The organism is Acinetobacter sp. N1-1 (assembly GCF_056711485.1).
Map to the genome: position 1 here is coordinate 1,578,598 of NZ_JBWXUO010000012.1, position 12,687 is coordinate 1,591,284.

At 32.6% G+C, this 12,687-nt stretch carries 8 protein-coding genes and 1 pseudogene; 3 read left to right on the forward strand and 6 right to left on the reverse strand.

Annotation, left to right across the window (positions count from 1 at the left end):
• Nucleotides 1-167 precede the first annotated feature (167 nt).
• Nucleotides 168-1,196 carry a 3-deoxy-7-phosphoheptulonate synthase gene (locus AC1MPL_RS07830; protein ID WP_479765219.1) on the forward strand — a complete coding sequence of 343 codons (1,029 nt, stop codon included), beginning with the start codon at nucleotides 168-170 and terminating at the stop codon, nucleotides 1,194-1,196.
• A 41-nt stretch (nucleotides 1,197-1,237) separates the two neighbouring features.
• Here AC1MPL_RS07830 and gcvH read toward each other — a convergent pair whose 3' ends face one another.
• Nucleotides 1,238-1,612: a glycine cleavage system protein GcvH gene (gene gcvH, locus AC1MPL_RS07835; RefSeq protein WP_479765220.1), complete on the reverse strand. Its 375-nt coding sequence runs from the start codon at nucleotides 1,610-1,612 to the stop codon at nucleotides 1,238-1,240.
• A 335-nt stretch (nucleotides 1,613-1,947) separates the two neighbouring features.
• Between gcvH and AC1MPL_RS07840 the strand changes: the two genes are divergently transcribed.
• Nucleotides 1,948-3,120: a lactonase family protein gene (locus AC1MPL_RS07840; RefSeq protein WP_479765221.1), complete on the forward strand. Its 1,173-nt coding sequence runs from the start codon at nucleotides 1,948-1,950 to the stop codon at nucleotides 3,118-3,120.
• A 293-nt stretch (nucleotides 3,121-3,413) separates the two neighbouring features.
• Here the strand turns inward: AC1MPL_RS07840 and AC1MPL_RS07845 are convergent, their stop codons facing one another.
• The 4 genes from AC1MPL_RS07845 to AC1MPL_RS07860 all read right to left on the reverse strand — a co-directional run bounded on the left by AC1MPL_RS07845 (nucleotide 3,414) and on the right by AC1MPL_RS07860 (nucleotide 7,263).
• Entirely contained in the window at nucleotides 3,414-4,628 is a 1,215-nt protein-coding gene (locus tag AC1MPL_RS07845; RefSeq protein ID WP_479765222.1) for a mechanosensitive ion channel family protein, read from the reverse strand.
• 114 nt (nucleotides 4,629-4,742) lie between these two features.
• A complete protein-coding gene (locus AC1MPL_RS07850; RefSeq protein ID WP_479765223.1) occupies nucleotides 4,743-5,279 on the reverse strand; it encodes a DUF2058 domain-containing protein in 537 nt (178 codons plus the stop codon).
• 153 nt (nucleotides 5,280-5,432) lie between these two features.
• Nucleotides 5,433-6,635: a serine/threonine transporter SstT gene (gene sstT, locus AC1MPL_RS07855; protein WP_479765224.1), complete on the reverse strand. Its 1,203-nt coding sequence runs from the start codon at nucleotides 6,633-6,635 to the stop codon at nucleotides 5,433-5,435.
• Between the two features lie 337 nt (nucleotides 6,636-6,972).
• Nucleotides 6,973-7,263 carry an ArsR/SmtB family transcription factor gene (locus AC1MPL_RS07860; protein WP_479766194.1) on the reverse strand — a complete coding sequence of 97 codons (291 nt, stop codon included), beginning with the start codon at nucleotides 7,261-7,263 and terminating at the stop codon, nucleotides 6,973-6,975.
• Nucleotides 7,264-7,932: 669 nt separating this feature from the next.
• Between AC1MPL_RS07860 and AC1MPL_RS07865 the strand changes: the two genes are divergently transcribed.
• Complete coding sequence (locus AC1MPL_RS07865; protein WP_479765225.1) at nucleotides 7,933-9,399, forward strand: amino acid permease; 1,467 nt, start codon at nucleotides 7,933-7,935, stop codon at nucleotides 9,397-9,399.
• Nucleotides 9,400-9,921: 522 nt separating this feature from the next.
• Here AC1MPL_RS07865 and AC1MPL_RS07870 read toward each other — a convergent pair.
• A pseudogene (locus AC1MPL_RS07870) lies at nucleotides 9,922-12,660 on the reverse strand (type VI secretion system Vgr family protein).
• Nucleotides 12,661-12,687: the final 27 nt, after the last annotated feature.

Sequence of the window (12,687 nt, forward strand, 5' to 3'; positions counted from 1 at the left end):
CCACCAATCAGGTTTTTTTTACGAATATTTTTAGGAAATTAAGATGATGAATTACTTTAATACATATTTCTTTGGTCAATATTGGTTTGGTTTTGGCGTGGAAAATTTACATCAAAGACGATTGTTAAAAAAATAGAATTGGGCGAAATGCCCTAAAGGAAAAAGCAATGAATACTTTAGTTTTACCAAATTTTAATCAGCAAGAACTAGAACTTATAACACCTGAAAAATTAAAAAAGAAACTCATTTTAGAGTCAGAACTACAACATCAAGTTTTTAATCACAGAAAGATTGTAGAAAATATTTTGGCAGGACATGATAAGCGATTACTGCTTATTATGGGGCCTTGCTCAATTCATGACCCTCAAGCTGTGATTGAATATGCACAGAAGTTAAAAAAATTACAAGAACAAGTGAAAGATCAAGTTTTTATTGTGATGCGGGCATATATTGAAAAACCAAGAACGACAGTAGGGTGGAAAGGTTTCTTGTATGATCCATCATTGGATGGTAGTGCTGATTTAGCACAGGGTATTGAAAAATCTAGAGCATTATATATTGAACTAATTAGACAAGGTATTCCCGTAGCAAGTGAAATTTTAAACCCAATGGTGACAGGCTATTTTGATGATCTAATTACTTGGGGTGCTATAGGTGCAAGAACATCTGAATCCCAAATTCATCGTGAGATTGCAAGTAGTTTGCCTTTCGCCGTAGGATTTAAAAATGGTACTGATGGGTCTGCTAAAATTGCGTTAGATGCAATACAGTCTGCTGCTGCAGAACATGACTTTTTTGCACTTGGGCAAACAGGAAAGCCAGTATTGAAACATAGTCATGGAAACCCATACCCCCATATTATTTTAAGAGGCTCTAATACTGGCTCCAACTATGATGCCGAATCAATTGGTAAAATTAAATCAGGTATTAAAGGAGAGCTTCCGACCTTTATTGTTGATTGCAGCCATGGAAATAGTGGTAAAGACCCACTTAAACAGCCTGCTATATTAAAGCAGATTATTGAAGAACGCCATTTAACTGATGTAAGGGGTGTGATGGTGGAAAGTCATTTGGTTGACGGTGCGCAAAAAATTACTTCAGATATGGTATATGGTCAATCTATAACTGATGGATGCTTAGGTTGGGATAAAACCGAAAAAATGACAGTATTGATTGCTTCAATGTTGGCAAAATAAAAATATAAAAGTACAGGATGATTCCTGTACTTTTAAATATTTTAAAGCCCCGCCTGATATGCTTCACTAGATAATAGCTCATCAATATCATTAATATTGTCAGGTTTTATTTTGTAAATCCAACCTTTCCCATATGGATCATCATTAATAAAATCAGGGTCATCTTCTAATGTTGTGTTTATTTCAACAATAGTACCTGAAATTGGCATGTGAATATCAGATGCTGTTTTTACAGACTCTACAACGCCTGCTTGTATCTTTGCTGATAAATGTGATCCTACATTTGGCATTTCAATATAAACAAGATCTCCTAGCGCATCTTGTGCATGGTCAGAAATTCCTGTGACTACAAGATCACCATCAATTTTTACCCACTCATGTGTTGGTGCATATTTTAGATTATTGGGATGATTCATTTAAGTTTCCTAAAGGGAGTTATTGACTTATCTTATATAATTTTATATTTAATTGCATTATTTTGATAATAGATAAAAAAATAGTTTGTACTGATGCGAATAATATTAATAAAAAATTATATATATTTGTATAATATAGGCTACAGAAAAATTGGGTAGATTATTTAAATTATAGAATTAATTTTCCTTAAAAAAATATTAATTTTAAGCATTAAAGTATTGTTCATTTGTAAATAAAAAACTATGATATTTGTATAAAATATCTTAGATGTACTTATTTTATATAAAAATTCTTTAATTAAGTAGCTTATCAGGGCTTTATTATGATTCAAAAAATGAATAAGTTTGTAGTGGCATTAAGTTTATGTGTACCATTGTTATATAGCAATATATCGTTTGCAGAGAATAAGACTATGGTTCCAGAACAAAAATTTCTAGTAGGTACTTGGTCAGGTATGCCTGATAATTCGAAATTATCAGCTGATTTTGCAAGTCAGGGAATTTATACAGTGAAATTGAATAGAGATGGAACTCTACTTCCTTTGAGTGAATTAAAAATGCAAGATCCTTCTTGGATCACTTTTTCGAAAGACCATAAATTTGCGTATGTAACAAATGAAAAAGCGGACGGTACTGTAAGTGCTGTGTCTGTGGGAAGTAATGGGAAGTTAGCAGAGATTAACCATGTGAAAAGTCTTGGTGACCATCCAACTCATTCGACGCTTTCTAATGATGGTAAATTCCTGTTTGTTGCAAACTATTCGGTTGGGCCAAAAAAATCAGGTATAACAGTGCTTCCTATATTGCCAAATGGTGCTTTAGGTGATGCAGTTCAGAATATTAAATTTATTGACGGTAGTAATGTTGTTGTGGGGCGTCAAAATTCAGGACATGCACATTCAGTCACTTTCTCACCAGATGGTAAAGTACTTTATGCTGCAGATTTAGGAGCAGATATAGTTCGTGCATATGAATATAACGCAAATGATAAGTTACCATTGCGTGCTGATCCAACGTTGGATTTAATTTTTGCAAAGGGTAGTGGTCCTCGACATATGCTGTTTTCTAAAAATGGAAAATTTGCTTATGTAACTTCTGAGATGAATGCGGAAGTTGTTGTTTTTGAAAAAAATGGCAAAAAAATGGTTCAAATTCAGAAAGAACTATTAGCTAAAAAAGATCACGAGTCTCAAAAAAGTGCTTCAGGATTAATATTCTCACCAGATTATAAGTTTCTATATGTTGGGAATCGTAAAGATGTAAATGAAATTGTAACGTATAGAGTAGATAATACTACTGGAAAGCTTACTCTTGTTGGGCGTTATGCGAGTGGTGGTGTAGAGCCAAGAGCATTCTCGATGGATAAAACAGGAGAATATCTACTTATATCTAATGTGCATTCTCATACGGTAAGTGAATTTAAGAGAAATAAAGAAACTGGTGCATTAACTCCAACTCGTATAGCTTTACAAATTGGTCAACCTACAGATATTAAGTTTATTCCATAAGTTACTTTATAAATAAATTATATATAAACTTCAATATTTCTTATTTTGAGTTTATACAATAGACTAAGTAGAATACATTCACATAATCCATAGCGTCATATTCAGCAATCGAAATATGATGCTATGGATGGTTTGTTACCTCTTTATAAAAAATGCAACTTCTAATGCTTAAGAAACCATGAATATATTAGGTATTTTAAAAATTTGTTGAAACCGTGCTTTACTAAATCAAATAATTTTTTAAAAACCTGATTTCAAGCAAAGGCAGTCTTATATACAATACAGTTTAAAATTTAACTGATATTGGAGGCCTGATAAATTTTCAGATTGAATTCAGGTAAAATAGCAATTAGATGATCAAAGATATCTGATTGTATTGTTTCATATTCAAGCCATACAGTAGTATTTGTGAATGCATATACTTCGAGTGGTAAACCAACACTTGTTGGTTGCATTTGTCTGACAAGTATTAACTCATCTTTTGCAATTCCATCTTTTTGTTTTAAGTAAAAGTCGATATATGCTCTAAACGTACCTAGGTTTGTTAAACGTCGTTGGTTATATTTAGACTGATTCATAAGTGTATGGTTGAAAGCTGTAATTTCAGTTTCTTTTTTATTTAGGTAATTATTTAATAGTAAAAAGTCTTTAAGCTTACTCATTTCTTCGGTAGACATAAATTTAATACTGCTTTGGTCTATATAAATAGATCTTTTTATACGGCGTACACCTGCATTTCTAACACTACGCCAATTCCGAAAAGTATCTGTTACTAATTTATTTGTTGGAATAGTCGTAATTGTTTTATCAAAATTTTGTACTGTCACAGTATGTAGTGACATGTCTATAACATCACCATCAGCATTGAGTGATGGCATTTCAATCCAATCACCAATACGTATCATGTCGTACGATGCGATTTGTACGCTGGCAACTAATGATAATATTGTATTTTGAAAAACTAACATAAGAACGGTGGCCATTGCACCAAAACCCGCCAACAGATTAAATACATCTTTTTTAAGAAATGTACCTAAAATCATTAAGGCGCAGACTACAAAAATCATCAGTTTTATAAGTTGTAAATAACCTTTAATGGGTTTGTTTTTTGCATTTGGATTCTTTTGATATATTGTGTTAAATACGTTTAGAATCTCACTAATTGTTAGGGTAATACTTAGGAAGAGTGAAGTCTGAGCAATCATTTGAATTAAATGAACAATCTTTTCGGATAAGTTTGGTACAGAGTCAATTCCATTCATAATAATGAGTGCAGGGACAATATTGGCAAATCTATGAATGACATGATGATGTGCTAACGCAGAGTTTTTGGCTGAAGGTAATTTCATTAAAATTTTTCGGATACCTTGAACCACAACTTTTTTTGCAATGAAATTGGCAATATATGCAGTAAGAATAAGTGTAATTAGCCCAATAACCATATCTAACCAAGGAAATTTATCTGTCCAACCGAATAGATCTTCTAAAAACTTTGAGATGTCTTTCAATTTAAATATCCGCCTGTAAACCTGCTCAGTAGTATTAATCTATTTTAATTCTTATCTTAGAAATGAACATCACTTACAGTATATTCTCTGTAAGTGATGTGATTAGGTGAGGACTTACCACATTAAATCATCAGGAATGACATATGCAGCATATGGATCTTCTTCATCGGTCGTTTTTGTATTTTGATTGGATTTATTCCAAATAATAAAACCTTCTAATTTTTGCTCTATGCGCTCTGCAAGTGCTTTTGGTAAAAGAGCATAACTTGAAGCATCTTTTGCAATTACAAGACTGCCTGATACAAGTGCATTATAGGCTTGTTGATGAATATAAATTTTCTTTACTTTATTCTCATCAATGAACTGGTAGTTAATGTTTCCATCAGTTTCCTTCACTTTATGTTGTTGTATCATTTGCTGTATATTAGATTTTAGTGTTTTTGCTTCTATTTCTTTTTGTTTCTTTGCATTTAATGTTAGGTCTTTTTCTTGTTTAGACAGCTGATTTTGAGCTATTTGTGCTTTAATCTCATCTTTATTGCTTTGTCCTGTTCTTTGCTCATGCTGAGCTTGTTTACTCAGCTTCTTAGCTTTTTTGTTGTCTACGAGACCTGCTTTAAGTAACTGAGCTTGAAGTGCATTCTTAACCATAATTAACCCAAAAAAATTTTCATTTAAAAATTGAAGCTTTCAAAGGGTAATAATAGCACCGAATAAGGATGAGTAATAATAAAGAAAGGTGAGCATGCACAATTTGTTTTTAATAAATACGGCGTAAGTTAATTACGCCGTAAATGATATGGATTATTTATCTTTATAGCCTTGATCAGCAGCTATGACAAATAGAACATCAGTAGATGAATTTAATGCTGTTTCAGTAGAATCTTGAATAACACTAATGACCATACCAATTGCAACAACTTGCATTGCAACTTCAGATGAGATACCAAATAGACCACATGCCACAGGTACAAGGAGTAATGAACCACCTGCAACACCAGAAGCACCACATGCTGAGATACTAGATACAATACATAAAATAAGCATTGTAGAGAAATCGACATGAATTCCTAGTGTATTTACAGTTGCCAGAGTGAGTGTTGTAATTGTTACAGCTGCACCACACATATTAATTGTAGAGCCAAGAGGCACAACAACATTGGTTGTTGATTCATCTACGCCACAACGACGTGCAAGGTCTAAATTGACTGGAATATTTGCAGCTGAGCTTCTTGTGAAAAATGCTGTAATTCCACTTTCTTTTAGGCATTTAAAAACAAGAGGATATGGATTCCCTTTGATTACAATACCTACAATAATAGGGTTGATTACAAAAGCTACAAAGAACATTGTACCCAGTAATACACCGAGTAGATGTGAGTAACTTTTAAATGTGTCAACACCAGCAGATGCAAAAGTAACAGTAACTAGTCCAAAAATACCAATTGGTGCGAACGAAATAACAAGTTTAATAACTTTATTTATTGCAGCGGAGGTATCGTGAATAAAAGTTTTTGTTGTGTGAGAACTGTGACGGAATGCAAGTCCTAAGATAATTGCCCATGCAAGAATCCCAATAAAATTTGCTTCACTTAATGCAACAACTGGATTAGATACAAAGCTTAATACTAAATTCTTTAGGATAATGCTGATACTACCAGGTGGCTGTATACTCTGATCTGCCGCAAGATGCAAAATAAGGGAGGTTGGGAAAAGTTTATCGGCAACAACCGCACTAAATGCTGAAAGTAACATACCAATGGTATACATCACCATAATTGGTTTGAAGTTTTTAGCACTTTGAGTTGCTTGAAAGTTGGTAATAGATGAAATAACGAGAACGAAAACAAGAATAGGTGCAACTGATTTTAGTGCTTTGATGAAGACATCACCAAGCAAGCTAAAATAAGGTGCAATATCAGGAAATAGAAATGCAATAATGACACCTAGAATAATTGCAATAATAATTCGAGTCACTAAGCTTAATCGTTTAAGAGCTGACAGCATAAAGGAGCCTTTTAAGTCTTCACAGCACCAAAAAGTAGCAAGCTAATGCTGATATTGGAGACTTCTATCTAACGGTAAACGGAGAACAGTATTAGGAAGAATACTTTTACTCAGAAAATAGATATATTTCAATCAAATTAAAATGATTTGTTTGGTTTTTGTGCGTAATTATGCGAAATAAAATATTTATGCACTATTTTAAGGCAGATTATTATATATAGAAATGTAGGTATAATTTAAATAAATATATATTTTAATTTGTAGACATTGAAAATTAGTAGATTTGAAAAAAGAGAGATACTCAGTTTTCTAGTATCTGTATCTCTCTATTAGAGGTTTATTGATAGAACTGTGAGAAACGATTTAAAATAGTATTAAAACGTTGATCTTTTATAGAATAATATATTTGTTTACCAGCGCGTCTTGTCGCAACAACTCCATTTTTACGTAAAATCATTAATTGTTGAGATAGGGTTGGCTGTAAAATTTTTGTTTTCTCTTCAATTTCAGAAACGTTCAGCTCCTCTACAAGTAAGTGGCTTAAAATAACTAAACGGTCTTTGTTTGCAAGTGATTTTAGCATTACAACGATATCATCTGACTGGTTACGGATGACATTCATGCTCATATCTAATGTTGCTTCCATTTTTAAACCTTTTATTTCTTTGTTTGGACTATAGAAAACAATATACAAAAGATCTATGTATAAAAAATGGATTTAATATACTTAGGTTATAAAATTATATTTTTTATAATATATGATATATTTATTTTGATAATTATTTTGGCATAAAAGCATATAAAATTATGATTTTTATAAATATTTTTTATTGTGGGGTAGTTAATTTGATTTGATATTATATATTACTTAGACATTAATTATATAAATATTAAAAAAATATTATAATTTTCATCTTTTACTTAACTTTTTGAAGTTAAACAATTATTTTAATTTTATTTAGCTCTATCTTAATTTTAAGTGTAAAATTAAATCAATAATTTGATAATTAATTTACAAAAGTTAACACTTTTTGGTTTTTGGTTTTTGGTTTTTGGTTTTTGGTTTTTGGTTTTTGGTTTTTGGTTTTTGGTTTTTGGTTTTTGGTTTTTGGTTTTTGGTTTTTGGTTTTTGGTTTTTGGTTTTTGGTTTTTGGTTTTTGGTTTTTGGTTTTTGGTTTTTGGTTTTTGGTTTTTGGTTTTTGGTTTTTGGTTTTTGGTTTTTGGTATGAATATTGCTTTAGGTATACAGTATTTAAATATTTAACCTAATTTAGTAGGTATGTAAGGGGTAACATGTATGAATAAAGATACAGAACGACCAGTTGATATAAAAGGTGATTTATTTGGTGGACACTTTGATAAGGAGGAAGAGAAACTACAGCGTTCCTTAACGAATCGCCATATTCAATTACTTGCTATTGGTGGAGCTATTGGTACTGGATTATTTATGGGTACTGGTAAGACCTTGAGTTTGTCAGGAACCTCAATTGTTCTAACCTATATGATTATTGGTTTTTTCTTTTATTTTATTATGCGTGCAATGGGGGAACTATTATTATCAAATACAAACTATAAATCATTTGCAGATTTTGCAACTGCTTATTTAGGTCCATGGGCAGGCTTCTTTATGGGGTGGTCGTATTGGATGTTATGGATTATAACTGCTATTGCAGATATTATTGTGATTGGAGGTTATTTTCAGTTTTGGTTCCCTAACTTATCTGCATGGATACCTGCCTTTATTACAGTAAGCACATTAACGATACTAAACTTACTGACTGTTAAGATGTTTGGGGAAACAGAGTTCTGGTTTGCACTGATTAAAATTCTGGCAATTGTTACTTTCCTATTGGTTGGTATTTATTTAATAGCAACAGGTTTTACTTCTCCTAATGGTGTAAAAGCTTCTTTATCTCATATAATTGAAACTGGATCTATTTTTCCTCATGGTTTCTCTGGATTTTTAGCAGGTTTCCAAATTGCAGTATTTGCTTTTATTGGTATAGAGCTTGTCGGTACAACCGCAGCTGAAACTAAAGATCCAAGTAAGACATTGCCTAAGGCAATTAATTCAATTCCTATAAGAATTATACTATTTTATGTGGGTGCTTTAGTTTGTATTATTTCAGTGACTTCTTGGGCACAAGTTAGTCCAAGTCAAAGCCCATTTGTGCATATGTTCACACTCATTGGTTTACCAATTGCAGCTACTCTGGTTAATTTTGTTGTAACAACCTCTGCAATGTCATCTGCGAACAGTGGTATTTTTGCAACAAGCCGTATGATGTATGGTTTATCTGTTGAGCGTGATGCACCAGAATATTTCAAAAAACTTTCTAAAGGTAAAGTACCTGTAAATAGTCTTTTATTTTCAATGGGGTGTATTATTGTTGGTACAAGTATGTTGTTTATTATCCCAAATGTAATGACAGCTTTTACCATTTTTTCATCATTAACAACTGTTCTTGTTATATTTGTATATGGAATGATGTTGGTTTCATATCTTGCATATCGTAAAAAAGTACCACATCTTCATGAAAAATCTAGTTATAAAATGCCAGCAGGTATTTTTATGTCATGGCTATGCTTGGTATTTCTTTTATTTGTAACAATTGTTCTGAGTTTGGATCATGATACTAGAATTGCTTTGTACTGTTCACCTCTTTGGTTTGGTGGTCTTTATATGGCTTATAGGTATCGTAGCAAAAAAGATGTTGAGCGTTCTTGGATTCTTGAACATGGTAAACGTATTGATCGTGAGTAAATAATTTCTAAAAAAGCCCTTATAAAGGGCTTTTTTTAATGATTAAGATTTATTTAGCCTGAGTTAAGGATAAGAAATAGCTAGAAAAGAGACTTAGACTTTGTAGTATATTGGTTGTCAAAAACGGCTTTTCTTGGATATTTTTTGCATTAAATTTAATGCAGAATTGCTAAGTAAAATCAAAATTAAGTTTATCATGGAGCCATAACGATTTCCTTTCATTTGGTTAAAGTCAGGATAAAAACTTATAGTTATGAATAGTTTAAGTTTGTGTAAAAAAGCATTATTAGAGAAATAAGTATGTCAAATTCTGTAACTACCTATCTAGAACTCTAATTTAAATGCTATTTAAAAGACATATGTATGGGTTAGTCAGTCTTTCAGATGTTTTTCCACATTGTAAGTGGTTTTATGATACTTTTATAGATAGTAGAATAAACATAAAATTTCGTTATTCATTGTAAGAAAGTGTCCTATATATAACAGCATGTAGGACACTCTATCTATTAATAGATAGTTGTATTAGGATTGTAAAATTTCCAAGCTAATAGCACTTATTGTATCTTTGCTATATATATTGGTCTTACCACTTTCATCAGAAACTCCTTCATGGACCTGTCCATCTTCACCTGTCATTCTATATTTGACATTTTTTGCAGGTGTACCGTCTGGATAATGTAATATAAAATGTTCATCATAGGTTGTTTTATGTTCAGGCATCGTAGGTAGTTGGCTAGATAGCGTACTTCCCTGAGAGACTTTTACTTGTGCTCCTTTAAGCTCAAGTTTACCTGGACAACCTATTTCAATATTGCCTCCATCTATTTTGATATAAGCATCTTGAGCATTGATAAGAATCCCTTTTCCACTTTCAAGATGCAATAGGTCTTCTAGTGCATATGCATGTAACTTTTTTCGAGAGGAAATATTTATATTAGATTTTTGCGAGCTTATATCAACATCTCCTTCTCCAGATTTGATTTTTATACTTGCATGTTTTGCAAAAATACTAATTTTATCTAGTGCTTTTGCAATCCAATTTTTTTCAGTAAAAAACTGTAAATTTTCAGATGTACTCATATCAATATTTTTCTTAGAAGATACAAATGTACCTTGTTGACTATCAATAAGAATACCTGACTCACTATGCAGTGCCATTAATCCTTCAGTATTTTTGTCATATTGATTTAATTTTTCATTTAATTGTGTTTGTGTTTCTAAATCTGGTTCATCAATATCGTAAGCTTTCGCTAATTCTTTAAAATGTTCATCAAATTTTGTATGGAACTCAATATTTTTTTTGATTTTATCTCTAGACAGTTGTGCACCTAAGGCTTGCCCATCTCCTTCAGTGGTAAATAGTATTCCTTTAGATGCACGAATCGCCCCCCAAGCGTCTGTACGAAGTTCAAAACCATCACCACGACTTTCACTTTCCGAATTTTATTTAGGATGACTTAAAAGGCCTAAGTTTAATTGAGAACTACTATGACTACTTTGAATTTGTGCACTAATTTGCCCAGTCGTGTCGTCAAATCTAAGTTGGTTAAATCCTTGACCTAAAACCTCTTTTGAACGTATACCGCTAAGTTTTTTCGTATCGGGAAGTTTTCCTATAGTGTCAAACTGAGTAGGAGAGCGATGTGCCTCATGTAAACGTCCAATAACAAATGGACGATCGATATTCCCCTCAAAAAAATCTATAGCTACGATTTCTCCTTTACGAGGAAGGAAACGCACACCATGACCTTCACCTGCCCAAGGTGTGAGGACATCGACCCATGCAGAGTCAGTATCGGTATTATTAGAACCTGCACCTCCATCATGTGCATGATCTTCAGGACGTGTAAATAAGAAATGCACTTTAATACGACCCCATTCATCTACATAAATTTCTTCATTATCAGTTCCAACCACAATTGCACGCTGTATATGAGCAGTAGGGCGATGAACTAGAGGATTATATTCAGGAACTACAGGAATGTGGCGTCGAATGACTGTTAATTTGCTAAACTGGCGCTCTTCTTGGCGGTCTTTCGTGATATGCCAATGACTAAGTTTTAATAAGTGATCTAATTGATCTTGAATATCGGTAGGTAAATTATTTTGGTTATAGAATTTTTTATTTAAAATTAGAAACTCTTTATCGTGTTCGGCATGTTGCCAATTTAATTCAGGATGATTTTCCAACTTAAACCAATAGCCCACTTGCGCATCTCGTACACTGCTATGAGCAGTAAAATACTTAGATTGCAACTCATGTAGCTGAGAAAAATGCTGATTGGTTTTCTCAATTTGTTTATGTGTTGAAGACGTTGCCTGATCTTCTCCTTTTAAATCCGACACCCAAGCTGGAGATATAGACCAAGCTTGTTCTAAGCTAAGTGATACATTGTCGAGTTGTTGGCTATGTACATGCGCACTTAAAACACTACCGCTACCATCTTCTTGTAATAACTCATCTGCCTGCCAACGTTGGATATAAGTTGAGGTAGGCTGTAATTCTCGTTGCGAGGTAAAGCTAGTAATGCAATCAAATTTTTCAGTAGCTTGGCTTCTGTTATGGTAGCGAATATTTCTTCTTTTTAATGATTGAAATTGATTATTTTCATCAATTAATTTGAGTTGCTGTGCTTCAATTTGTCGGGAAGCTATACCGAAAGGGTTACTTTCATCGACCAACCAACAAATTGTTTCTTCTCGCAGAATACGGGTAATAAAGTCATAGTCTGTTTCATTGTACTGCATGACAAATGGTCTGATGTCATATGTTTTGGTTAGTCCGCTTATATCTAGTAATAAGCTAGAAGCAAACAACGTACTTTTTGACTGCCATTCTTTAAATAAAATTTGAATAATTTCGGGCACACTTTTACTTACAAAAACACGGCTGTTTCTTCTTTTATGCCATAAGCTTGTCGCATCTTGTAAAGTCAGACGATAAACTGCCATTCCACCGTCGCTTTTGCCCTGACTTGCACCTGTAATAATGCCAGTAGTTCTTATAAGCTCATTTTTATCTGTAACTTGATCGACAGCAACCCTACAACCAATAAATTGTTTTAAAGATAGAAATGGATTTTTAGATAAACAAATTAATTCGGCAGACAAACCATTGTTAATACGATGCTGACCATTAATATGTTGCAACATGACTTGAGCATTGAGTTCAATATCTGAAAATTGAATTCGGATCGCATGATTTTGAATACCAAACCCAAGTTTGTCTAAGGTATTGAAAATAGTATCTGGATCTAACATGACTGTGACCTATATTTACATAAGATA

Bases quoted from the DNA above. Each gene is read 5' to 3' on its own strand.
- AC1MPL_RS07860 (WP_479766194.1), bottom strand. From the start codon at position 7,263: ATGAGCATGAATGTCATCCGTAACCAGTCAGATGATATCGTTGTAATG.
- gcvH (WP_479765220.1), bottom strand. From the start codon at position 1,612: ATGAATCATCCCAATAATCTAAAATATGCACCAACACATGAGTGGGTA.
- AC1MPL_RS07865 (WP_479765225.1), top strand. From the start codon at position 7,933: ATGAATAAAGATACAGAACGACCAGTTGATATAAAAGGTGATTTATTT.
- sstT (WP_479765224.1), bottom strand. From the start codon at position 6,635: ATGCTGTCAGCTCTTAAACGATTAAGCTTAGTGACTCGAATTATTATT.
- AC1MPL_RS07850 (WP_479765223.1), bottom strand. From the start codon at position 5,279: ATGGTTAAGAATGCACTTCAAGCTCAGTTACTTAAAGCAGGTCTCGTA.
- AC1MPL_RS07840 (WP_479765221.1), top strand. From the start codon at position 1,948: ATGAATAAGTTTGTAGTGGCATTAAGTTTATGTGTACCATTGTTATAT.
- AC1MPL_RS07830 (WP_479765219.1), top strand. From the start codon at position 168: ATGAATACTTTAGTTTTACCAAATTTTAATCAGCAAGAACTAGAACTT.